Origin of the sequence: Catenulispora pinistramenti (assembly GCF_018274385.1) — a bacterium.
Classification (GTDB): Bacteria; Actinomycetota; Actinomycetes; order Streptomycetales; family Catenulisporaceae; genus Catenulispora; species Catenulispora pinistramenti.
The window spans coordinates 80,265-103,597 of record NZ_JAAFYZ010000004.1; the positions used below are offsets into that span (position 1 = coordinate 80,265).

Below are 23,333 nucleotides of genomic sequence, written 5' to 3' on the forward strand. Positions count from 1 at the left end.
CGGGGAGCCTGCGCCGAGCGCCGAGCGCTTCTAGAGCAGCGGCCTCAGTTCGACGCTGTAGTCGAGGCGGTCAGCCCAGACGATCAGCGCGATCAGCCGCGGCATCTGCTCGCCGTCCTCCCAGCGCTGCAACGTCGATCTGGTGACCCCGACGATCAGGCCGAGGTCGGTTTGGGAGATCTTGCGGACGCGGCGCCTGGCCTTCAAGAGCGGAGCCAGCAGGCGGTACTCCTGCATCTGCCAGATCGGGTGGTGCTCCACCTCGACCGGGGGAGTCGTCGCGTCGGTGAGCCGGTCGGCGAGCGCGAGGCGGAACCCCAGCCGCTGGGCCCAGTCCAACGCGTGGGCGAGGCTGGGCGAGTCGTAGCGCCGTTCCCAGTCCCGCAACGATCTGCTCGTCACCCTGAGCGCTTCGCTGAGGGCTTCTTGCGACATCTTGGCCGCCAGCCTCGCGCTGAGGAGCTGTGCCTGGATCGCGTTCAACCGCCGTTGTGCCGCCGCGTTGACCCGCAAGCCCATCCGAAAACACCCCGCATGTCAGAACCGCCGACATGCCACGTGACCGGAGCAGCAGCCACGTCGCGTGGGTCGGCGCCCGCGGGTCACCTACCCGCGGAGCCACCGATGGAACCTAGCGGAGCCCTCGCGAACCGACAATGCGTTCGTGGTCAATCACACACGAATTCTGCGGCCGAACCCGCCATTTCGTTCGATGTCTGTGGACGCCGGCGCACGCGCCTGATCTGGGCGGATGTCTGTGTTCGGATACCGCTGGGGTGCTGCTCTGGCACCCTCTACCATGCATCAAATGATACCTGTGGTAAATGGATCTTCGTTGGAGCTAGTACTGTGCGATACGCGCGATCCAGGCCGGCTTGATAGCTGGTCCGGAGGTAAAGCACAGCATTAGACCGACAGGCTGCCTCTGCCTGCGATCGCGTGAGATGCCCCGGACTGCTCACGACCGTCGAAGAGGATCTTGATGTCTCGGATATGCCGCCGCTCGACCGCCCTCATCAGTGCTCTGACCATCCTGGTGGGTGTCTTGTGTTTGAGCCTCGGCCACAGCGTGCCCGCCGCACCGCGTGCGAGCGCTGCTATCAGCCGTGCGAGCGTTGCTGTTGCCCGTGACCAGATTCAGGCGCAGCGGGAGGTGGCTCTTGGCGCGGATGATCAGGTCGTCGCGGACGAGTTGCCGGTCGTCGAGCCGGCGACGTTCATCCATCACATGATCATCGGCCCCGATTCGGCCGAGGCCAGTCAGCAGCCGCAGCCGCTCACTTGCTGACCCCGGGCCCGTCGCGATCTATCAAATGAGGCAGACGGGCACAAGCTGGACGTCCAGCGATCCGTAAGCGGGCTGCAAACCCCGGCGGAATACCTCTAGTAGCGGATCACGCCACGTACATACGCCGCTCGCTCACAGGTCTACAGCAACAAGGGCCGAGTGTCGAAGGCGAAGGCGGGCTCTGCGGTAAGTCACCGAACCGGGGGCGGGCCCCGGCGGTGTGGGGGAGTTCACGGGAGGAGAGGGCCATGGGGTCACAGTGTCGAGGGTGGTCGAAGAGCACCTTCAGCGATCAAGGCACGAGCTGCGTGGAAGTGCGGTTCGTGGAGGACGACGGTGACAGCGGCCTCCTCGCTGAGGTCCGGAACAGCCGTCAGCCGGAGGGGCCGGTATTGGTGTTCGACCGCACGGAGTGGGAGGCGTTCGAACTGGGCGTCTTCAATCACGAGTTCGAAATGCCCTGTTAGGCACTGTTAGTCACAGCTTGTGCTGTTGACCAAGGCGCGGTCCGGTCCGGGATTCCCGGACGGGCCGCGTTTCGGTGCATGGCGCAACGAGTCCCGCTGATCGGCCGACGGGACAAGGCACTCGGCCGGTCAGCAGGGGCCTTCGTTACGGATGCGGATGGTCGTCGATCTGCACCGGGTCGTGCCCGCGCAGGGTGCATCTGAGTACCTGCTTTTGTCAAAGTCTTGTCTGCTCTGAACGAGCTAAGGAGTCTGATCGCAGGTTGTGCCTTCCCGGTTCGAGGTGAGCGCTGGCCTAGCCTTCGCCTGAAACCAATCGGTTCCAGGAGGGATTCAACGTGCACACAACCATGCGTATCGGGGCCGCGGCCGTGGCGGTTCTCACGGCCGCGGGTATCTCGGCGGGAACAGCCTCGGCTGCGGAACGCGGCCATTCCGCCTTCGGCTGGGGCGCGGACCGGGTCGTGTTCGCCCAGACCGATGCCACGACCGGCAACCAGGTCGTCGCCTACCACCGTGGCGACGACGGCCGCCTCACCCCGCTCGCGGCCTACGACACCGGCGGGCTCGGCGGTGTCCTGGGCTCGTCGGTGGTGGACCACCTCGCCTCGCAGGGTTCCCTGACGTACGACCGGGAGCACCAGCTGCTGTACGCGGTCAACGCCGGCAGCGACACGGTCTCGGTCTTCGCCGTCCACGGAGACCGGCTGTGGCTGCGGCAGACGCTGCCTTCCGGCGGCACCTTCCCGGTGAGCGTCGCAGTGCACGATGACGCGGTCTACGTCCTCAATGCCCTGAACGGCGGCTCGGTCCAGGGATACACCGTTGAGGACGGCCGACTGCGCGAGCGGCGCGCGTGGAACCGTCCGCTCGGGCTGGACCCGAACGCCACGCCGCAGTTCACCAACACCCCCGGGCAGGTCGGCTTCGCCGACCGGGGGCGCAAGCTGGTCGTGACGACCAAGGCCAACGGTGACAACGTCGACGTCTTCGCCCTCGACGAGGACGGTGCCCCGGCGCCGGCTCCGGTGGTGACCAACCTTCCGGGCGCGGTGCCGTTCGCCTTCGTCACCGGGCCGGACAGCCGGACGCTGTATCTGACCGAAGCCGGGCCGAACGCCGTGGCCTCGTTCCGCGTCAACGGCGACGGGACGCTCACGCCGCTGCAGACCGCCGCCACCGGCCAGTCGGCGACCTGCTGGATCACCGCGGTCGGCGACCTGTTGTACGTCTCCAACGCTGGCAGCGCGACTGTCAGCATCTACCGCGCCGGCGAGGACGGCTCGCTGCAGCCGATCGGCACCGCGGCCACCGACCCGGGCACCGTCGACTCGGCCGCGTCCCACGACGGGCGGTACCTCTACGTGCAGACCGGCGGCCAGGGCATCCTGGACGGGTACGCGATCAACCGGGACGGCACCCTGCGCCCGATCGGTTCCGAAACCGTGCCGAACGCCGTCGGCGGCGAAGGCATCGTGGCCGCCTGAACAAAGGTTCTCCGCGGAACCGGTCCCGGCGGTCGGCCTGTCTGCCGGCCGCCGGGACCCGCGAACGTCGACCGCTCGGCGTAGCTCCGCAGGCCAAGGCATGAGAACGCTGCCTAGCGTTGCCATCATGGATCCTGCTCACAACCACGCCTTGTACTACAGCAACGGGAACTACGAAGCGTTCGCGCGGCCGCGCAAACCGGCGGGTGTCGAGGACAAGACGGCGTGGTTCGTGGGTGCGGGCCTGGCCTCGATGGCCGGCGCGGCCTTCCTGATCCGCGACGGACAGATGTCCGGCGACCGGATCACGATCCTGGAGCGCCTGAAGCTGCCCGGGGGCGCCCTGGACGGTATCGAGAAGCCGAAGAAGGGCTTTGTGATCCGTGGCGGCCGGGAGATGGAGAACCACTTCGAGTGCCTGTGGGACCTGTACCGGTCGATCCCGTCGATGGAGGTCGACGGGGCCAGCGTTCTGGACGAGTTCTACTGGCTGAACAAGGACGACCCGAACTCCTCCCTGTGCCGCGCCACCTGGAAGCAGGGCGAGGACGCGCACACCGACGGGCAGTTCACCCTGTCGGACGCGGCGCAGAAGGACATCGTGAAGGTGTTCCTGGCCACCCGGGAGCAGATGGAGGGTAAGCGGATCGACGAGGTCTTCGGGGCGGACTTCTTCGCCAGCAACTTCTGGCTGTACTGGCGCACCATGTTCGCGTTCGAGACCTGGCACAGCGCGCTGGAGATGAAGCTGTACCTGCACCGGTTCATCCACCACATCGGCGGTCTGCCGGACTTCTCGGCGCTGAAGTTCACCAAGTACAACCAGTACGAGTCCCTGGTGCTGCCGCTGTACCGGTGGCTGGTGGACCAGGGCGTCACGTTCATGTTCGACACCGAGGTCACCGACGTCGACTTCCACATCACCGGCGAGCGCAAGCAGGCCACCCGGATCCGCTGGGTCAGCGGCGGCACGCCCGGCGGCGTCGGCCTCGGCGAGAACGACCTGCTGCTCATGACCATCGGCTCGCTGACCGAGAACTCCGACGACGGCGACCACCACACCCCGGCCCGGCTGGACACCGGCCCCGCTCCGGCGTGGGACCTGTGGCGCCGTATCGCAGCCAAGGACCCGGCGTTCGGCCGCCCCGACGTGTTCGGCGCCCACATCCCGGAGACCAAGTGGGAATCGGCGACCGTCACCACCTTGGACCGGCGGATCCCGGCGTACATCGAGAAGATCTGCCGGCGGGACCCGTTCAGCGGGCGGGTCGTCACCGGCGGCATCGTCACCGCCAAGGACTCGGCCTGGCTGCTGTCCTGGACGGTGAACCGACAGCCGCACTTCAAGCAGCAGCCGCGGGACCAACTGGTGGTGTGGGTGTATTCGCTGTTCGTCGACAAGCCCGGCGACTACGTGAAGAAGCCGATGCAGGAGTGCACCGGCGAGGAGATCACCGCCGAGTGGCTGTATCACCTGGGCGTGCCGGTCGAGGACATCCCGGAGCTGGCCGCCGAGGCCGCGACCTGCGTGCCGGTGATGATGCCGTACGTGACCGCGTTCTTCATGCCGCGCAAGGCCGGCGACCGGCCCGACGTGGTGCCGGAGGGCGCGGTGAACTTCGCCTTCATCGGCCAGTTCGCCGAGACCACCCGCGACTGCATCTTCACCACCGAGTACTCCGTGCGCACCGGCATGGAAGCCGTCTACCGGCTGCTCGGCGTCGATCGTGGCGTGCCGGAGGTCTTCGGTTCCACGTACGACGTCCGTGCCCTGCTGGCCGCCACCACCCGGCTGCGTGACGGGAAGGAGCTGACCCTGCGTGGCCCGGCCAAGCTCCGCAAATGGCTGGGCCGCAAGCTGGACACCAACGAGGTCGGGGAACTCCTCAAGGACGCGGGACTCGTCGGCGACGAGTGAGTGCGTCCGAGAGGTGGCAGATCTCGCTGTCACACCCGCGGCGTCATACCCGCGGCGCCACCGCCTGGCGAGGTGCCGCGGCGGTCCGCGCCGCGGTGAGCGCCGCGTCCACGCGGTCCAGTTCGTAGGTCCCGCCGACGAGGTCGGCGAACGGGAAGGTGCGGTGGTGGTCGGCCAGGAACCGCACCGCGGTGGCGAGGTCCGCGGGCCGGTAGTTGTGGACGCCGATCACGGTGTGCAGGCCACGCACCACGCGTTCCGGATCCAGGCTCGCCGGTGCGCCCGGGGACACGGATCCGACCAGGACCGCCGTGCCGCCCACGGTGAGGGAGTCCAGGCAGGCCTGCACGGCGGTCGCCTGGCCGGAGAACTCTAGCGCCACGTCGAATTCGCGGATTCCGTCGGCGGTGATGTTGGTGGTGTTGGTGGCGGCGTCGGCAGCGGTAGCGGCAGCGGCAGTGGTGGCGGCGTGCGCACCGGCGGCGCCGAAGGCCAGGGCCTGGGCGCGGCGGACCGGGTCCGGATCCACGGCCTCCACGTGGGCGCCGGCGGTGGCGGCCATCGCCGTCGCCGTCAGGCCGAGCATGCCCGCCCCGGTGACCAGAACCCGCCGGCCGGCCAGCGGCCCCGCGACGGCGAGCGCCGCGGCGACGGTCGCGGTGGCGCAGGACGCGGGGCTGGCCACCTCGTCGGGCAGGTCCGCGGGGACGGCGACGACGGCGGTGCCGGGCAGGACCACGCAGTGGGTTGCGAAGCCACCGGTCAGCGGGGCGCTTTCGACCAGGGGTTCGTGCCCGTACTTGCGCAGCCGCAGGCACTTCTGCGGCAGTCCCCGATCGCAGCGCTCGCACGATCCGCAGGACGCGGTGACCGACCAGACCACGCGCATGCCGGGGACCACGGGCGTCCCGTCGACGCACCGCACGCCGCCGGCACCCACGCCGAGAACGGTCCCCACCTGCTCGTGGCCCAGCAGTGCCGGGACCGGGGAGGGCCGGTGCCCGCCGACCGTGTGCAGATCGCTGCCGCAGACCGTGGCCAGGTCGATCCGCACCAGCAGCGCGCCGGGGCCGGGGACCAGGGGAGTGTCTGCGCAGACCACGCGGAAGGGGCTGCCGACGCCGTCCCACCGGGCGTAGCGGACCGGGACGGTTTCCATCGAAGAGGTCATGAGCCGAACTTGTCATGAGAAGCTGAGAAAATCAACGGCGCCCGGTACGACAGCCCTTTTCCAGGCCTGGAGCAGGCAAGGAGCGACCACGAGGGGCGTCTGGTCGCAGAGTGTTCAGGTCTTGGACGACTCAGATGTCATGACAGGAAGGCGGTGTTGAGATACCGTCGCCGGTCCTCACAGCCTCGCCGTCCGCGTACCGCGGGTGTTGGTGACGGTCACGGTCGCCACGTCCGGCCGGTACCGGTCGTCGGACCACTCGATCGGCACGCCCTGGGAATCGGTGGTCACGCGACGTTCGCGCAGCAGCGGGGAACCGACACCGACTTCCAGCAGCTCGGCGTCGGTGGCGTCCGCGGCGACGGCGTCGAAGGTGTGCCGTGCCGCCGCCAGATCGGTGCCCTGCTCGGTGAGCACCGCGTAGATGGAGCCCGCGTCCAGGTCCGCGCTGAGCAGCGGACGGCCGACCGCCTCGGTGTAGGTCATCCGCTCCAGCATCGCCGGCCGGCCGTCCAGCAGCCGCAGCCGCAGAAGCTGGACCACCATCGCGTCGGCGTCGAGCTCCAGCGCGGCGGCCACCGCCGGATCCGGGCGGCGCAGGGCGATCTCCTGGAGGCGCTGACCCGGCACCTGGCCGGTGAGTTCGGCGCGCATCGTGAAGGACAGGAACGACTCGAACGGCTGGGCCGGCACCGCGTCCAGCACCAGCGAACGCCGCCCCTGGCCGCCGCCGATCAGACCCTCTTCGCGCAGTACGGCCAGGGCTTGGCGCACCGGAGTCCGTGAGGCGGAGAACTCCTCGCACAGCTCGGCCTCCGACGGCAGCGACTCCCCGACGCCGATCTCGCCGCTGCGGATGCGGCGGCGCAACTCGGCCGCCACGGTGCCGTGCAAGGACTCCTTCACGACTGACGACCCTACAGGCGGGCGGTGGTGAGTGATTCCTGGGCGCGAGGCGAGATCGGGTCGGAAGGTGTAGTGACAAGATCGAGCTTCGAAGCAGGGGCGGCTGGTTCGCCGTGCGCATTTGGCCAGTGCGTTCCTGTTATCCACCGCACTGCCTGGGTCTCCGGCAAGGTGAACTGTCGGTGACTTGTAAGTACAAGTCATTGACCGGGATCTCGGTGCCTGCCACTGTCTGCTCACAGCACTGCAAGCCAGGTACAGCAGGCCTGCCACCGCATGTCCAGCACCCCACCCCCAGCATCAGGAGACCGCCGTGACCACCGACACCCCGCCCGCCGGTGTCCAACAGATCCTGGACGACGCCCCGCTGAGCACGTTCCACCTCAAGGCCGCGGTCGTCGCCGGCGCGGGCTTCTTCACCGACTCCTACGACCTGAACGTGATCGGCACGGTGATGCTGCTGGTCAAGCCGCAGTTCCACCTGGTGGCCGGGCAGGTCTCGCTGGTCACCAGCTCCACCCTGCTGGCCGTGGCGGGCGGGGCGCTGCTGTTCGGCCGGCTCGGCGACCTGCTGGGCCGGCGCCGCATCTACGGCCTCGAAGCCGTTCTGATGATCATCGGTGCCCTGCTCTCGGCGTTCGCCCCGAACTTCACAGTGCTCATGGTCGGCCGGGTGATCCTGGGCCTGGGCATCGGCGGCGACTACCCGGCCAGCGGCGTGATCATGGCCGAGTTCGCCAACCGCCGCAACCGCGGCAAGCTGGTCGGCCTCACCTTCCTGTTCTACGTGCTCGGCCAGGTCGCCGCCTATCTCGTGGCCCTGCTGATCATCGCCGTCGGCACCCCGGACCACGTGGCGTGGCGGGTCGTGCTGGGCCTCGGCGCGCTGCCGGCCCTGTTCGTCCTGTGGAACCGCCGCCACATGCCCGAATCGCCGCGCTGGACGGTGGCCGTCGCCGGTGACGCCGGGCAGGCCGCCGTGGACTTGGCCCACTACGCCGGCCGCGCCGTCGGCCGTGACGCGGTCGCCGCCGCTTCGGGTGCGGCCGTTGCTGTTGCCACCGCTGGCACCGCTGCCACCGCGGCACCGGCCGCACCGGCCGCACCGGCCGCGGCGAGCCCGCGTTCGCGTCCGCGCCTGGGTCTGGGTCTGGGCCTGGACGTCCTGCGCAGCCGCTCGTTCCTGATAGCCCTGCTCGGCACCGCCGGCAGCTGGTTCTTCTTCAACGTCGCCGTCTACGGCAACTCCGTCAGCCAGCCCCTGCTCATCGCGAGCATCGCCCCCAAGACCACGACCATCCGCAACATCGCGATCAACGCCGCACTCGTGCTCTGCTTCAGCCTCACCGCCGCCCTGATCGGGCTGGCGATCCTCGATCGGATCCCGCGCCGACCGCTCCAGATCATCGGCTTCGGGTGCAGCGCCGCCTCCATGCTCCTGATCGCCTCCTTCAGTGGCCTGACACACACCGTCGTACCCTTCGCCCTGGTCTTCGGTGTCTCCTTGTTCGGAATCGCGCTCGGGCCGAACTACACCACCATGCTGCTGGCCGCCGAGAGCTATCCCACGGCCGTCCGCTCCACCGGGCACGGCCTGTCCGCGGGCATCGCCAAGATCGGGGCCTTCCTCGGGGCCCTGTACACACCGGTGGTCCTGGCCCACTACGGGCTTCGCGTGGTGACGCTGATCGCCGGGATCTGTTTCCTGCTCGGCATCGCCACCACCCTGGTCCTGCGCGAGCCGAAGGACTCGGCACTGGGCGACCTCGACGTGACCGAGGCTCGGACGCCCGAACCAGCGCTCGCGTAAGCGGTGCGCCGCAGCGGCCGCTGCCCGCTTGACGTCCGGCTGGCTGGTACAGTGGGGGCCGACACCGCCGTAAAGTGACGGTGCAACCCACCGGCACAGCGGGGCCGACTGCCCCGCGCTTTGGTACCCGGTCAGGGTCGTGATCGCTGAGATGTCGCGATCGCCTTGAGGTTCTTGCGACGAGCAGAGCTTTGAACCGTCGCGCCGGTCGTTCGGTCGAGCGTTTCGCAGATCACGAAGTAGTGAGGACCCCGCTGTGACCACCTATGGCTTTCTCAGCACGTATCCGCCCACCCACTGCGGGCTGGCGACGTTCAGCTCCGCGCTGCTCCGCCACCTCACAGCCCAGGGCTTCCGGGACCGCGCCGGCGTGGTCCGAGTCGTGGACCAGTTGTCGGCCGAGGTCCATCCGGACGTCGTCGCCAACCTGGTCAACGGCTCGCCGGGCGGCCCGTCCACCGCCGCCGCGGTTCTCAACCGCTTCGACATCGCCCTCGTGCAGCACGAGTACGGCGTCTACGGCGGTCCGGACGGCGCCGAGGTGCTCGACGTCCTGGCCGAGGTGACGGTTCCGACGATCGTCGTGCTGCACACGGTGCTGTCCGCCCCGTCCGCGCGCCAGCGCCAGGTGCTGGAGCGGATCGCGGACTCCGCCGCCGCGGTCGTGGTCATGTCCGCCACCGCCGCGCGCCGTCTCCAGGAGGGATACCTGATCGACCCGGCCAAGGTCTCGATCATCCCGCACGGCGCGCTGACCGGCCGGCGGTTGTCCCCGCCGGCCTCGTTCAACCCGTTCAGCCCGCCGGACCCGCGCCCGAAGCGTCCGTTGATCCTGACCTGGGGCCTGCTCGGACCGGGCAAGGGCATCGAGGCGGCGATCGAGGCCTTCGCCGGCCTGACCGACCTGGATCCCGCGCCGCGCTACCTGGTCGCCGGCCAGACCCATCCCAAGGTCCTGGCACGTGAGGGCGAGGCTTATCGCGACTCCCTGGTCGGCCGGGCCGAGGAACTGGGCGTCAGCGCCGACGTGGAGTTCGCACCGGAGTACCGCAACGCGGAATCGCTGATGGACCTCGTGCGCGCGGCCGACGTCGTGCTGCTGCCGTACGAGTCGACCGAGCAGGCGACCTCCGGCGTCCTCATCGAGGCCGTCGCGGCCCGCCGCCCGATCGTCGCCACCCGGTTCCCGCACGCCGTCGAACTCCTCGCGGACGGCTCCGGGCTGCTCGTCGCGCACGGGGATGCCGCCGCCATGACGGGGGCCCTTCGCACCGTCCTGACCCAGCCCGCCACGGCGGCGTCCATGACGGCCGCCAGCGGCCGCCTCGCCCCGGCCCTGGACTGGTCCGCCGTCGCCGACTCCTACCGGACGCTGGCCACTTCGCTGCTCCGGGCTCGTGCCGGGATCGCCGCATGATCGCTGCATGATCGCGGTGTGATTGGTTTGATCGCGGTGTGATTGTGCTGTAGCCGCGATGCGGTCGCGGGGTGACAGCCGCAGCCGGTCACCGGCCGTACGCCGCCGTCGGACGGGCTCAGCACCCGAATGAGCCGTTGCCGTCCCAGCTGAGCAACTCGGCGGCCGGGGTGTGGTTCCCCGTCGTCGCCGCACCGGCCATCGCGGCGGCCGCGGTGCTCCGGGCCGTCTCCGGCGGCACGACGAGCAGGAGCCGGTGATCCAGGATCCCGACACTGAGGCTGATGGTCCCCGCGCTGGCGGCCGGCCAGCCGATCCGGACCAGGTCCCCGTTCACGATGATCGAGCGCGGCACGCTGTCCCAGAACCCGGTGTCCAGCGCGACCCGGCGGATCCGGCCCAGATGGGCGCCGAGCGCGGTGATCAGGTCCGGAAGTTCCGCCGCGATGTCGCTGGACCGCGGCCACCACGCCCCGTCGAACAGTCCGGTGCCCGTCATCGCCGGTTCGAGCACCAGGCGGGGCAGACAGTCGGTGGCGAAGGGCCGGGGTCCGGGCCCGGGCAGAGGCCTTACGGGGAAGAAGCTGTCCGTCATGCCGGACGCCGCCCGTCTGATCTGGTGAGAGACCGATCGTGAACCCAGGGCGACACCAATTCGGCTACCGATGTACGACATGTCCTCGGCTGGGAGCATCATACGCCTGTCAGACCGCGCGTCCCAGGGTGTGGCCGGGGCCGAAGACGCTGGTCGCGAAGGCTGCGAAGGTCGCGAAGGTCGCGAAGGTCGCGAAGGTCGCGACGGGTCGCTCAGCTCTGTGGCGGTTCCTCGTCGTGTGCGGCGTCGACCGCGTGGCGCAGGTCGGACAGCGCCTGCCGCATCAGCGCACTGAAGTCCGCCGTGGCGTCGGCGGCCCAGTCGTCGTAGGCGGCGTCGAAGGCGGCGACCGCGGCCTGCGCGGCGAAGGCGGCGGTCCTGGCCGGGACCCGGCGCTCGCCCAGGGCTTCGGCGATGGCGGCGGTGAGGGACGCCATCTTGATCAAGTTGCGTTCCTGCAACTCGGTCGAGGAGGCGATCAGGCCCCGTCGGATGCGGGCGGGTTCCCGGTACGGCGTCAGGTCCAGGCCGCCGCGGGTGAGGGCGGCGATGGCCGCGTCGATGGGTTCGGCGTCGGCGTCGGTTTCGGCCAGGTAGCCGAGGATGTCCGCTTCGAAGCCCTGCGCTCCGGCGAACAGGACTTCCCGCTTGTCCGCGAAATGGTTGAAGAACGAGCGCTTGGTCAGCCCGGCCCGCTCGGCGATCTCGGTGACGGTCACGTCGGCGTATCCACGCTCGGCGAACAGCTTCCAGGCAGCTTGTTGCAGCCGCTGCACGGCGTTCGGTTCCCAGCGTCCCATGGGCTCCAGCCTACCCGGTGAGTGCACCTGGTGCCATCAGTGATTGCACTTGGTGTAGTCCCGTGCCAGACTCGTGACTGCACCCCGTGCAATGCACTCAGTGCAGTCACTGATCCGGAAGGAGAAGGCCCGTGAGCACCGACCCCGCTGCCAACAGAGCTGCCGACCCCGCTGCTGAGCCCGCCGTCAACACCGCCGTCAACACCGCGGCCTGGATACCGGCCAAGCGCGCCCGACTGGAAGTCGGGCCCGCCCCCTACACCCCGCCCGCCGCTGACCAGATCGTCATCCGCAACCGCGCCGTCGGGGTCAACCCGCTGGACTGGATCATCCAGGTCGAGCCCTTCGCCTACCGCTGGCTGGGCTACCCGACGGTGCTGGGCTCGGACGTCGCCGGCGAAGTCGTCGAGGTCGGCGCGGCCGTCACCCGGTTCCAGGCCGGCGACCGGGTACTGGCCCACGCGGTCGGCACCGACAAGGACGCCGACCGCGCTGCCGAAGGCGCCTTCCAGCTGTACACAGTCGCGCTGGAGCGCATGGCCAGTCCCCTTCCGGACACGATGCCCTTCGCCGAGGCCGCGGTCTTGCCGATGGCGGTCTCGACGGCCTCGGTCGCCCTGTTCCAGACCGACCACCTGGCACTGCGGCACCCGTCGGCCAGGCCCGAGCCGACCGGGCAGACCGTGCTCGTGTGGGGCGGCGCCACCAGCGTGGGCGGCAACGCCGTCCAACTCGCCGCGGCCGCCGGGTACGAGGTCATCGCCACCTGCTCGCCGCGCAACTTCGAGTACGTCCAGTCCCTGGGCGCCGCCCGCGTCTTCGACTACAACAGCCCGGACGCCGTGGCCGACATCACCGCCGCCTTCGCCGGCCGCACGCTGGCCGGCGCGATCGCCTTCGGCACCACCGGCGCCGCGGCCTGCGTGCGGATCGCCGGGGCATGCCAGGGCACGAAGTTCGTCTCGATCGCCACCCCGCCGGTCTCCTTCGCCCCGGCCGACAACACCGGCCGCCTGGCCCGCCCGCGCATGATCGGCCGCATGATCGGCGGCAACATCGGCCTCCAGCTCGCGGCCCGCCGGCGCGGAGTCCGGACGAAGTACATCTTCGGCACCTCACTGAAGGCCAACGAGGTCAGCCTCGCCGTCTACCGCGACTTCCTGCCCGCCGCACTGGCCGAGGGCCGATACGCGGCCGCACCCAAACCGATGGTCGTCGGGCACGGCGTCAAAGACTTCCAGCACGCCATGGACGTACAGCTCAAGGGCGTCTCGGCCGCCAAGGTCGTCGTCACCCTCGACTGAGGGCCCGCACGGCCTGGTTTCGATTCAGCCTTGTCACGGCTATAGGCAGCTCGTTGGCCGATAGCCGTTACGGATTCAGGCGGGGGCGCCGGGCCGCGGCGGGGGAGCGGGATGAGTCCGCGAATCGGAGCCGCTGTCCCGGTCGACGGTCGCGGCCCAGCTGGCCGGCAGGTCCAGGGCATCGCGCGTGGGCGTGGCGGGTTCAGCGCTGTAGGCCATGATGGTCAGCCCGGTGTCCGCCGGCAGTTCCAGGGCGTCGTAGCCGAGGGTGAGTTCGCCGACGACCGGGTGGTGGATCTGCTTGACGCCGCCGTGGTGCAGCAGGACGTCGTGGGCGGCCCAGCGGGTGCGGAACAGGCCGCTTTGGGTGGAGAGCTCGCCGACCAGTTCGGTCAGGGCTCTGTCGTGGGGGTCGCGAGGATCGGGCCGGAGGCGGCGACCCGTGCCAGGCTGGAGACATGGAGTACACACGACTGGGAACGTCAGGGCTCAAGGTCAGCCGGATCGCCTTGGGCTGTATGAGCTTCGGCGACCCTGCCAAAAGGCTGGCCTGGGTCCTCGACGACGACGCGGCCGAGCCGATCTTCCGCCAGGCGGTCGAGCTCGGCATCACGTTCTGGGACACCGCGAACATCTACGGCCTGGGCACCTCCGAGGAGATCGTCGGGCGCGCGCTGCGCAAGTACACCCAGCGTGAGGACGTCGTCCTGGCGACCAAGCTGTGGGCGCCGATGCATCAGGGCCCGGGCGGATCGGGCCTGTCCCGCAAGGCCGTCATGGAGCAGATCGACGCCTCGCTGCGGCGCCTGGACACCGACTACGTCGACCTCTACCAGATCCACCGCTTCGACCCGCAGACGCCGGTCGAGGAGACGATGGAGGCGCTGCACGATGTGGTCAAGGCGGGCAAGGTCCGCTACATCGGCGCTTCGTCCATGTGGGCCTGGCAGTTCGCCATCATGCAGTTCGCCGCACAGGCCAACGGGTGGACCCGCTTCATCTCCATGCAGGACCAGTACAGCCTGATCCACCGCGAGGAGGAGCGCGAGATGTTCGGCCTGCTCGCCGACCAGGGCGTGGGCAGCATCCCGTGGAGCCCGCTGGGCGGGGGGATCGTCACCCGGCCCTGGGACGAGCGCTCCACGCAGCGCGCGGAGATCGGCCGGACGGTCGACGACCAGGACCGGCCGATCTTCCTGGACAGCGACCGGGCGATCGTGGAGGCCGTCCAGCGCATCGCCGATGCGCGCGGCGTGTCGATGGCACAGATCGCGATGGCCTGGGTGCTGAAGAACCCGGTGGTCTCCGCCCCGATCGTGGGCGCGACCAAGCCGCACCACCTCGCTGACGCCGTCGCCGCGCTCGACATCGAGCTCACCGCCGAGGAGATCGCCTCCCTCGAAGAGCCCTACGTCACGCGCCAGCCCACGTTCTTCTGACCCCGACCTTCTGACCCCGGCCCCGGTTGACTTTTGGTCGCTGACCAACTTCACTGAGACCAGCATTTGGTCAGTGACCAAAATCGAGATCGGGAGTACCACATGACCGCGAAGACATGGTTCATCACCGGCGCGTCCAAGGGATTCGGCAGGCAGTGGGCTGAGGCGGCGCTGGAACGGGGCGACCGGGTCGCCGCGACGAGCCGGGCCGACGACGCGTTCGACGACCTGGTCAAGACCTATGGCGACCAGGTGCTGCCGATCCGGCTGGACGTCACCGACCGCGCGGCCGTCCAGGCCGCGGTGCGGCAGGCCGCCGAGCGCTTCGGCCGCCTGGACGTCGTGGTCAACAACGCCGGCTACGGCCTGTTCGGCATGGTCGAGGAGATCGGCGAGGACCAGGCCCGCGCGCAGATCGAGGTGAATCTGCTCGGTCCGCTGTGGGTCACGCAGGCGGCACTGCCGTTCCTGCGCGCCCAGGGCGGCGGGCACATCATCCAGGTCTCCTCGATCGCGGGCGTCTTCTCGCTGCCGGGCCTCGGTGTCTATCACGCCTCGAAGTTCGGCCTGGAGGGATTCACCGCGAGCCTGGCCAAGGAGGTCGCGGACTTCGGTATCAAGGTCACCCTGGTGGAGCCCGCCGGATACGCCACCGACTGGGCGGGACCGTCCGCCGTCCACGCCGAACGCCTGCCCGCCTACGACGGCTTCCGCGCCGGCATGCAGCGGCCGGCTGGCGTGCGCGGCGAGCCGACCGCCACCCGCGCGGCGATCCTCGCGGTCGTCGACGCCGAAGAGCCGCCGCTGCGGATCTTCTTCGGCAAGGGGCCCCTCCCGGTGATCCGTGCCGAGTACGCTTCCCGCATCGAGGAGTGGGAGCGTTGGGACGAGGTCTCCCAAGCGGCGTTCGGCGCCTGAACGGGGTACGAGGATGCGCTGGACGCTGGACGACGTGATCGAGGCGGCGTTCACCGAGCTCGAAGCCGAAGGGCTCGACAAGCTGACGCTGCGCGGGGTCGCCCGCACCCTCGGCTCCCACCTCAACTCGGTGAGCTCCTACGTGAAGACGAAGCAGACACTCATCGAGACGATGGCCGACCACATCGTCGGCTCCGTCGACGTCACCAACCTCCCGGACGAACCGGTCGAACGCGCCCGCGCCGTCGCCACCGGCTACCGGGACGCCCTGCTCGCCCACCGCGACGGCGGACGCCTGGTCGCCGGCACCTTCACCGGCACCGGCAAGACCCTGCGCGTCGCCGACACCATGGCCGGCGCACTGCTGGACGCCGGCTACGACAAGGCAGAGGCAGCGCGGCTGTGCTGGGCGATCGTCTACTTCACGCTCGGCCTGACCCAGGAACAGCAGACGCCGTCGGCCGACCCCCGCGGCTCGTTCGACGAACTCGTCGCCACCGGCAGCTACCCGTCCCTGGCCCGGATCGGCGAGCACCTCATGGTCGCGGACTCCTTCGACGACCGTTTCCAGTACGGGCTGTCGCGGTTACTGCCCCCTGGCGCTTGAAGCCCTTTTCGACCGATGCCATCTTCACGGGTGTCGTGTCCCGTTTCGTCGCTCAACCATCATCTCCGCGTTGCCCGCGAGCAATACTGTGTCGGGGCACTGCGATAAGGCTCCGCGTGGATGTTCTTCCCGATCGTCACGGCTAAGGAGACCCTCTGATGCCCGACATCTCCCGACGCAGACTCCTCACCTCGGCTGGAGCGCTGAGCGGGGCAGCCCTGGCCGCGGAGTTCCTGCCGCAGAACGTGCAGCGGGCGCTGGCCGCCACCCCGTCCCGGACCGGGCGGCCGAACCGGTTGTCCGACATCAAGCACGTTGTGATCCTGATGCAGGAGAACCGGTCGTTCGACCACTACTTCGGCACGCTGCCGGGGGTGCGTGGCTTCGCGGATCCCGCCGCGTTGACGCTGAGTACCGGCAAGTCGGTCTTCCACCAGCCGGATCCGCAGAATCCTGACGGCTACACGCTGCCGTTCCATCTGAACACCTCCACCAGCAGCGCGCAGGCGATCCCGTCCACCAGCCACGCCTGGAGCGTTCAGCACAGTGCGTGGAACGGCGGCAAGATGGACAACTGGCTGCCGGCGCACCGTGCGGCCGACGGTAAGAACGGCCCGTACACCATGGGCTACTACACCGAGGACGACATCCCCTTCCACTTCGCGCTGGCGAAGAACTTCACGATCCTGGACAACTATCACTGCTCGCTGATGGGGCCGACGTGGCCGAACCGGCTGTACCTGATGAGTGCCTGGATCGACCCCGAGGGCGTGGGCGGCGGTCCCATCACCAGCAACCAGCACAACGAGCTGTACAAGTGGAAGACCTATCCTGAGGCGCTGACCGAGGCGGGGGTCTCGTGGCGGGTCTATCAGGAGGTGGACAACTACGGCACCAACGTCCTGGAGTACTTCGACAAGTACGTCAACGCGCCGGTCTCCTCGCCGCTGTATCAGAACGCCCTGCGCAGCTACTCCTCCGACCGGTTCGAGCACGACGCCGCGCACGACCAGTTGCCCACGGTCTCCTGGATCCTGCCGACCAGCTGGCAGTCCGAGCACCCCGACTACACCCCGGCGGCCGGCGCGGACTTCGTCGCCCGCAAGATCGACGCCATCGCGTCGAACCCGGACGTGTGGGCCAAGACGGTCTTCATCCTGAACTACGACGAGAACGACGGCCTGTTCGACCACGTGCCGCCGCCGACCCCGCCGGCCGGGACCGCGGGGGAGTTCGTCGACGGCGTACCGATCGGCGGCGGGTTCCGGGTGCCGTGCGTCATCGTCTCCCCGTGGACCGCCGGCGGCTGGATCAGCAGCGCGACCTCGGATCACACCTCCACCCTGCAGTTCCTGGAGCGGCTGACCGGGGTGCGGATCCCGAACATCACCGACTGGCGCCGTGACACCTTCAGCGACCTGACCTCCGCGCTGGGCTTCCCGGTCCGCAGCGCCCCGCAGCTTCCCGACACCAAGCGTCCGCTGGCCCGCGCGGTTCAGGAGATCGCGACGTTGCCCGCCCCGGCGCTGCCCGGTGCCGACCAGTCGATGCCGGGACAGCAGCGCGGCAGCCGTCCGCGTCCCCGGCCCGGCGTCTAGCGTCCGTTCCGTAGAACTGACAGGAGGATCCAGCATGTCCAACGACAGTTCACAGACTCCGGGCGCCGGGACCGACACGCCCGACACGCCCGACGTGCGCGACACGCCCGACGTGCGCGACATGCACTACGCGATCGGTGAGACCGACGTGCTCGAAATCGTCGTCGAGCCGGCCACCGAGAACGCCCCGCGCGGTCGGAGCCTGCGGGTGGCGGGCTCCGTCGCCGCGATCGCCGTCGTCGCCGCGGGCGCCATCGCCATCGGTGCCGCCAACAGTTCCGCCGGCCCGCGGCGTTCCGACGCCGACCAGGTCTCGCACGCGGTGCCGGCGGCGGCGGTCGGCGCGGCCGGCTATCAGGTCTACGTGGCCGCGGCCGGCGGCGGCGCGGTCGCCACGTTCAACACCCGCACCGGTACCCAGGGCCCGACCTACGGCACCGACTCGGCCATGGGCATCGCGCTCTCGCCCGACCACCGCACCCTCTACGCGGCGAACACCGGCCAGTACGGGGTGCTCGCCTTCGATGTGGCGACGAAGAAGAGCACGACGATCCAGGTCGGCGCCTATCCGCAGGATGTGGCGGTGTCCCCGGACGGCAAGACCGTGTACGCCACCGTCACCGGCGGCGACACCGGTCCCGGCGGTTCGAACACCGTCGCGGTGATCGACGCCGCGACGGATAAGGCCGTCTCCACTATTACCGTGGGCTCCGCGCCCCGTCGCATTGTCCTGAGCGCCGACGGCAAGCGCGCCTACGTCGGGACCGGCCAGGGCGTCTGGATCGTCGACACCGCGACCCGGCGTACCGTCGGGGTCGTCCACACGCCCTCGGACGTGCAGGGTCTGGCGTTGAGCCCGGACGGATCCCAGCTCTACGCGACCGCCCCCGACGAGGACGAAGTCCTGGTCATCTCCACCCGCGACGCGTCGGTCCGGCACACGTTCAAGGCCGGGGCCGAGCCTTGGTCGGTCGGCGTTCTGCCGGACGGCTCCAAGCTCTACGTCGCGGACATCAACTCCAACAGCGTCTCGGTCCTGGACGCGCGCACCGGCCGGACCACCGCCGCGATCACTGTCGGCTCGCTGCCGACCGCCATCGGCGTCACCCCGGACGGCACGCAGGTCTGGGTGGGCAACACCCTGTCCGGCAGTGTCTCGGTGATCGACACCGCGTCCGGCAAGGTCGTGTCCACCATTCCCGGCGGTCCCGGAACCAGCGCCCTGGACGACGCGCCGACCGACATCGTGTTCGCGCCGGCATCCTGATGGCACACCACGCATCCTGATGGCACACCACGCATCCTGGGATGCAGACATCTGTCATCGTGGGCGAACAAAGGCTCCGGCATTATTACCAGTTAATGGCAATAGCTCCTATTTATTGAAAATGGGGTATAATCGGGGCATCCGAGGAAGCGTTACTCACTAACATCCGCGCTGGTGTCGCCCCTGGGTCATGACAGGTCCGCTCGCGGACCGGACGGGGCGGCCTGCTTATGGCGCTTCCCACTTTCTTTCCTCCACCCTTGCAGGGTGATTCCTGCGGTGCTCCGCTCCTCCCGCGGTTGGTCTTGGAGCCGACTCTGTCGCAGACCGGCTCGTTCGACGGCGCCTGGTGGCCGCGCTCGCACCACGTCCTGGCCGAGCTGCCGGACCTGATCACGGCGCTGAGCGCGCACCTGGGCCGCATCGTGCGGGTCGGTCTCGACATCGAGGCCTGGGACGATGTGCCGCGCAGCGTCACCGTCGACGGCCAGGTGATCCGGATCAGCTGGTTCCCGGGCCGGGACCGGACCATAAGCGTCAGCCTCGGGTTCCAGAACCACTTCCTGTTGCTGGTCGTCCCGCCGGCCACCGGTGTGGGGGCGGCGCAGACGGCGATGGCCGAAGCCGCCGGGCGCGACAACCGCTCGACGGCCGCCGACCTCCTTCCGTGGCTTCCGTGACTTCCGTGACGGCACGGCCTGGGACTGATTGGCCGTCAGCCGCACGCGGGCCTGCTGGTACTGTCGACGGTGACACCGTCTTCCAGTGATGGTGCAGCCCACCGGCACAGCGCAGCCTTCTGCTCCGCGTCTTGGTCCCCGGTCAGGGTCGTGGTCGCCCTTCATCAGCGCGATCGCCTCGAATGCGCAAACAGCGAGCACCCGCGATACCGCGATACCGCCCTGCTCGCCCTCCGTCCGATCGACGAAGTGAGGGCTCCGCCATGACCAGCTTTGGCTTTCTGAGCACCTACCCGCCCACCCAGTGCGGCCTGGCCACCTTCAGCGCGGCGCTGGTGCGTCATCTGACCGGTCAGGACGGCGGGGACCGGGCCGGTGTGGTCCGGGTCGTCGACACCGTGCAGCCGGCTGTGTATCCGGACGTCGTCGCGCAGTTGGTCAACGGCTCGCCGGCGGGACCCGCCACGGCGGCAGCGGTGCTGAACCGCTGCGACGTCGCCATCGTGCACCACGAGTACGGCATCTACGGCGGCCGGGACGGCGAGGATGTGCTGCGGGTCCTGGACGAGACGGGCGTCCCGGTGATCGCGGTGCTGCACACCGTCTTGGCCGCGCCCACCGCGCACCAGCGGCAGGTGCTGGAACGGATCGCCGACGCCGCGGCCGCGGTCGTGGTGATGTCCCAGACCGCCGCCGACCGGCTGGACGCGGGCTACCTGGTCGACCAGGCCAAGATCTCGGTCATCCCGCACGGCGCGCTCCCCAGCCGGCGCCGCTCGCCCCTGGCCTCCCTCAACCCGTTCGCTCCGCCGGCGCCGGTCGCCGCGGTGCGGCGCCCGATCGTCCTCACCTGGGGTCTGCTCGGGCCGGGCAAGGGCATCGAGTGGGCGCTCGAGGCCTTCGCCGGGCTCGGCGGCCTGGATCCGGCGCCGCGGTACGTGATCGCCGGCCAGACGCATCCCAAGGTCCTGGCGCGGGAGGGTGAGGCGTATCGGGACCGCCTGCGTGCCCGGGTGCAGGAGCTCGGGATCTCGGCCGATGTCGAGTTCGATCCCGGATATCACAATCCCGATGTGCTGACGGACCTCGTCCACAGCGCCGACGTGGTGCTCCTGCCCTATGAATCCACCGAGCAGGTGACCTCCGGCGTGCTCATCGAGGCGGTCGCCGCCGGCCGGCCGATCATCGCGACCCGCTTCCCGCACGCCGTGGAACTGCTCGCCGACGGCACCGGGCTGCTGGTGAAGCACCGGGACGTGGCCGCCATGACCGAAGCGCTGCGGGCGGTCCTCACCCGGCCGGCCCTGGCCCGGTCCATGACGCAGGCCTGCGGCCGCATCGCCTCCGACCTGGCCTGGACCACCGTGGCGGACTCCTACCGGGCCCTGGCCACGTCGCTGCTCGACACCCCGATCACCGCCGCTGCATGAAACCCGAGATCTCCTTCGCCCACCTGCACCGGCTCAGCGACGACACCGGTCTGTTCGAGCACGCCCGCGGCGCCGTGCCGCGCCGCGAGCACGGATACTGCCTCGACGACGTCGCCCGCGGCCTGCTGGTCGTCTGCCGCGAACCCGAACCCGACGCCGGTCTGACCGCTCTGGCCGAGACCTACCTGGCCTTCGTCGCCCACGCTCAGGACCCTGACGGGTCGTTCCACAACCGGCTGGGCCTGGACCGGATCTGGCACGACGAACCCGGCGTGGGCGACTGGTGGGGGCGCGCGCTGTGGGGGCTGGGCACCGCCGCGGTCCGCGGCCCGGAGCCGTGGATCCGCAGCGCGGCTTCGGAGATGTTCGACAGCGGCGCGACACTGCGCTCGCCCTGGTCGCGCAGCAACACCTTCGCGGCGTTGGGCGCCGCGGAGATCCTGGCCGTCGATCCGGGGCACGAAGGTGCGCGAAAGCTGCTCGCCGATGCCGCGCGACTGATCGGGCCGCCACGGGCGGACGACGCCTGGCCCTGGCCCGAGCCGTGGCTCAGCTACGCGAACGCCGCCCCCGTCGAAGTCCTCATCGCCGCCGGCCACCTGCTGGAGGACGAACGCCTGCTCGCCGACGGCCTGACCCTGCTGGGCTGGCTGCTGGACACGCAGACCCGGGACGGGCACCTGTCCCTGACCCCGGCCGGCGGTCACGGCCGGGGCTGGACCGGCCCCGGCTTCGACCAGCAGCCCATCGAGGCCGCCGCGCTGGCCGACGCCTGCGCCCGGGCCCTGGCCGTCACCGGCGCCGACCGCTGGGAGGCGGGCCTGGCCCGTGCGATGGCCTGGTTCCTCGGGATGAACGACTCAGGCATCCCGCTGGCCGACCAGAGCACCGGTGGCTGCTGCGACGGCCTGGAGCGCGAGGGGCGCAACGAGAACCAGGGCGCGGAGTCGACGCTCGCGCTGATCTCCACTTTCCAACACGGCCGCAACCAACCAAAGGGGCGTCTTGCTTAACCTCGAGCTCGGCATCGTCGCGCACTCCCGCAAGGAGAACGAACACCGGCTACCCATCCATCCCGCGCACTTCGAGCGTATAGACGCCGACGTGCGGGCACGCATCCACCTGGAGGAGGGCTACGGCGAACGCTTCGGAGTCCCCGACAGCCGACTGGCCCCGCTCGTCGCCGGGATCAGGTCCCGGGCCGAACTCGTAGCCGCCTGCGACATCATCGTGCTGGCCAAGCCGCTGCTCGAAGACGTCTCGGAACTGCGCGAAGGCCAGACCCTGTGGGGCTGGCCGCACTGCGTCCAGGACACGAAGCTGACCCAGACGGCCATCGACCGCCGGCTGACGCTGATCGCGTTCGAGGCGATGAACCACTGGACCGGCGACGGCTCGTTCAACCTGCACGTGTTCCACAAGAACAACGAGATGGCCGGGTACTCCTCGGTGCTGCACGCGATGCAGCTGGTGGGCTCGACCGGCGACTACGGCCGGCGGTTGAACGCCGTGGTCATCGGCTTCGGCGCGACGGCGCGCGGCGCGGTGACGGCGCTGAACGCCCTCGGCGTCCACGAGGTCGACGTCCTCACCGGCCGCGGCGTCAGCGCCGTCGCCTCGCCGATCCACTCCGCGCGCATCGTCCATTTCGACCACGACGAGGCCGACGACACCGACGACCCGCGCCGCAGCCACGCCCTCACCGACAGCGGAAGCCAGCCGCTGGCGGAGTTCCTGGCCGGCCACGACATCATCGTGAACTGCGTCCTGCAGGACACCAGCGCGCCGCTGACCTTCCTGATAGAGGAAGACCTCGCGACGCTGGCCCCCGGCACCCTGGTCATCGACGTGTCCTGCGATGAGGGGATGGGCTTCAGCTGGGCGCGCCCGATGACGTTCACCGAGCCGATGTGCGTTGTCGGCAACGGGGTGCAGTACTACGGCGTCGACCACAGCCCCTCCTACCTGTGGAACTCCGCGACCTGGGAGAACAGCGAAGCCCTGATTCCCTTCTTGCGCACGGTCCTCAGCGGCCCCGCCGCCTGGGAGGCCGACGACACGATTCGGCGCGCCATCGAGATCCAGGACGGCGTGATCCAGAACCCGGCGATCCTGGCGTTCCAGCATCGATCGGCGGAGTATCCCCACTTGGCGCACGTCGCTACGGAGCAGGAATGAGCACGCCGGAACCCACGGTCCGTCCGCGGGCGAGACCGGGGCCGAGGACGGCG

The 23,333-nt window shown here is 69.7% G+C and carries 22 protein-coding genes; 16 read left to right on the forward strand and 6 right to left on the reverse strand.

The window, feature by feature from the left end; all coding sequences use genetic code 11:
• Positions 1 to 30 precede the first annotated feature (30 nt).
• A complete protein-coding gene (locus tag KGQ19_RS01940) occupies positions 31 to 519 on the reverse strand; it encodes a helix-turn-helix domain-containing protein (RefSeq protein WP_212007284.1) in 489 nt (162 codons plus the stop codon).
• Positions 520 to 982: 463 nt separating this feature from the next.
• Here KGQ19_RS01940 and KGQ19_RS01945 point away from each other — a divergent pair, with 463 nt between their 5' ends.
• From KGQ19_RS01945 to KGQ19_RS01960, 4 genes are all read left to right on the forward strand, one after another.
• A complete protein-coding gene (locus KGQ19_RS01945; RefSeq protein WP_212007285.1) occupies positions 983 to 1,288 on the forward strand; it encodes a hypothetical protein in 306 nt (101 codons plus the stop codon).
• 248 nt (positions 1,289 to 1,536) lie between these two features.
• Positions 1,537 to 1,755, forward strand: a complete 219-nt coding sequence (locus KGQ19_RS01950) for a DUF397 domain-containing protein (protein ID WP_212007286.1) — start codon at positions 1,537 to 1,539, stop codon at positions 1,753 to 1,755.
• A gap of 338 nt (positions 1,756 to 2,093) precedes the next feature.
• The gene (locus tag KGQ19_RS01955) at positions 2,094 to 3,242 is read left to right on the forward strand and encodes a lactonase family protein (RefSeq protein WP_212007287.1); all 1,149 of its coding nucleotides are present in this window, start codon (positions 2,094 to 2,096) and stop codon (positions 3,240 to 3,242) included.
• A gap of 151 nt (positions 3,243 to 3,393) precedes the next feature.
• Positions 3,394 to 5,160: an oleate hydratase gene (locus KGQ19_RS01960; RefSeq protein WP_212007324.1), complete on the forward strand. Its 1,767-nt coding sequence runs from the start codon at positions 3,394 to 3,396 to the stop codon at positions 5,158 to 5,160.
• 43 nt (positions 5,161 to 5,203) lie between these two features.
• Here KGQ19_RS01960 and KGQ19_RS01965 read toward each other — a convergent pair whose 3' ends face one another.
• Positions 5,204 to 6,331, reverse strand: a complete 1,128-nt coding sequence (locus tag KGQ19_RS01965) for an alcohol dehydrogenase catalytic domain-containing protein (protein WP_212007288.1) — start codon at positions 6,329 to 6,331, stop codon at positions 5,204 to 5,206.
• A 177-nt stretch (positions 6,332 to 6,508) separates the two neighbouring features.
• Entirely contained in the window at positions 6,509 to 7,237 is a 729-nt protein-coding gene (locus KGQ19_RS01970; RefSeq protein WP_212007289.1) for a GntR family transcriptional regulator, read from the reverse strand.
• A gap of 313 nt (positions 7,238 to 7,550) precedes the next feature.
• Between KGQ19_RS01970 and KGQ19_RS01975 the strand changes: the two genes are divergently transcribed.
• Together KGQ19_RS01975 and KGQ19_RS01980 are read left to right on the forward strand one after the other, a co-directional pair.
• On the forward strand, positions 7,551 to 9,047 hold the full coding sequence (locus tag KGQ19_RS01975) for an MFS transporter (protein ID WP_212007290.1): 1,497 nt from the start codon (positions 7,551 to 7,553) through the stop codon (positions 9,045 to 9,047).
• Positions 9,048 to 9,303: 256 nt separating this feature from the next.
• Positions 9,304 to 10,464 (forward strand): glycosyltransferase, encoded by a 1,161-nt coding sequence (locus KGQ19_RS01980; RefSeq protein WP_212007291.1) that lies wholly within the window; start codon positions 9,304 to 9,306, stop codon positions 10,462 to 10,464.
• A gap of 118 nt (positions 10,465 to 10,582) precedes the next feature.
• Here the strand turns inward: KGQ19_RS01980 and KGQ19_RS01985 are convergent, their stop codons facing one another.
• A complete protein-coding gene (locus KGQ19_RS01985; RefSeq protein WP_212007292.1) occupies positions 10,583 to 11,059 on the reverse strand; it encodes a DUF5994 family protein in 477 nt (158 codons plus the stop codon).
• A 212-nt stretch (positions 11,060 to 11,271) separates the two neighbouring features.
• Positions 11,272 to 11,859, reverse strand: coding sequence for a TetR/AcrR family transcriptional regulator (locus tag KGQ19_RS01990; RefSeq protein WP_212007293.1), 588 nt, complete (start codon positions 11,857 to 11,859; stop codon positions 11,272 to 11,274).
• A 131-nt stretch (positions 11,860 to 11,990) separates the two neighbouring features.
• Between KGQ19_RS01990 and KGQ19_RS01995 the strand changes: the two genes are divergently transcribed.
• Positions 11,991 to 13,163 carry a zinc-binding alcohol dehydrogenase family protein gene (locus KGQ19_RS01995; protein ID WP_212007294.1) on the forward strand — a complete coding sequence of 391 codons (1,173 nt, stop codon included), beginning with the start codon at positions 11,991 to 11,993 and terminating at the stop codon, positions 13,161 to 13,163.
• 75 nt (positions 13,164 to 13,238) lie between these two features.
• On the opposite strand, the gene KGQ19_RS02000 is transcribed toward KGQ19_RS01995, so the two are convergent.
• On the reverse strand, positions 13,239 to 13,634 hold the full coding sequence (locus KGQ19_RS02000; protein ID WP_212007295.1) for an MmyB family transcriptional regulator: 396 nt from the start codon (positions 13,632 to 13,634) through the stop codon (positions 13,239 to 13,241).
• Here KGQ19_RS02000 and KGQ19_RS02005 point away from each other — a divergent pair.
• The 9 genes from KGQ19_RS02005 to KGQ19_RS02045 all read left to right on the forward strand — a co-directional run bounded on the left by KGQ19_RS02005 (position 13,622) and on the right by KGQ19_RS02045 (position 23,280).
• Entirely contained in the window at positions 13,622 to 14,602 is a 981-nt protein-coding gene (locus tag KGQ19_RS02005; RefSeq protein WP_212007296.1) for an aldo/keto reductase, read from the forward strand. The genes KGQ19_RS02000 and KGQ19_RS02005 overlap by 13 nt on opposite strands.
• A gap of 102 nt (positions 14,603 to 14,704) precedes the next feature.
• Complete coding sequence (locus tag KGQ19_RS02010) at positions 14,705 to 15,520, forward strand: SDR family NAD(P)-dependent oxidoreductase (protein ID WP_212007297.1); 816 nt, start codon at positions 14,705 to 14,707, stop codon at positions 15,518 to 15,520.
• Positions 15,521 to 15,533: 13 nt separating this feature from the next.
• On the forward strand, positions 15,534 to 16,127 hold the full coding sequence (locus KGQ19_RS02015; protein WP_212007298.1) for a TetR/AcrR family transcriptional regulator C-terminal domain-containing protein: 594 nt from the start codon (positions 15,534 to 15,536) through the stop codon (positions 16,125 to 16,127).
• A gap of 158 nt (positions 16,128 to 16,285) precedes the next feature.
• Positions 16,286 to 17,725, forward strand: coding sequence for an alkaline phosphatase family protein (locus tag KGQ19_RS02020; protein ID WP_212007299.1), 1,440 nt, complete (start codon positions 16,286 to 16,288; stop codon positions 17,723 to 17,725).
• A 34-nt stretch (positions 17,726 to 17,759) separates the two neighbouring features.
• A complete protein-coding gene (locus tag KGQ19_RS02025) occupies positions 17,760 to 18,992 on the forward strand; it encodes a YncE family protein (RefSeq protein ID WP_212007300.1) in 1,233 nt (410 codons plus the stop codon).
• Between the two features lie 305 nt (positions 18,993 to 19,297).
• Positions 19,298 to 19,672 (forward strand): DUF5994 family protein, encoded by a 375-nt coding sequence (locus KGQ19_RS02030; protein ID WP_212007301.1) that lies wholly within the window; start codon positions 19,298 to 19,300, stop codon positions 19,670 to 19,672.
• Between the two features lie 263 nt (positions 19,673 to 19,935).
• Positions 19,936 to 21,102 (forward strand): glycosyltransferase, encoded by a 1,167-nt coding sequence (locus KGQ19_RS02035; RefSeq protein WP_212007302.1) that lies wholly within the window; start codon positions 19,936 to 19,938, stop codon positions 21,100 to 21,102.
• Positions 21,099 to 22,115, forward strand: a complete 1,017-nt coding sequence (locus KGQ19_RS02040) for a glycosyltransferase (RefSeq protein ID WP_212007303.1) — start codon at positions 21,099 to 21,101, stop codon at positions 22,113 to 22,115. The genes KGQ19_RS02035 and KGQ19_RS02040 overlap by 4 nt, the downstream gene beginning before the upstream one ends.
• A complete protein-coding gene (locus tag KGQ19_RS02045) occupies positions 22,108 to 23,280 on the forward strand; it encodes a N(5)-(carboxyethyl)ornithine synthase (RefSeq protein WP_212007304.1) in 1,173 nt (390 codons plus the stop codon). Before KGQ19_RS02040 ends, KGQ19_RS02045 begins: the two co-directional genes overlap by 8 nt.
• The last annotated feature ends 53 nt before the right edge of the window (positions 23,281 to 23,333 follow it).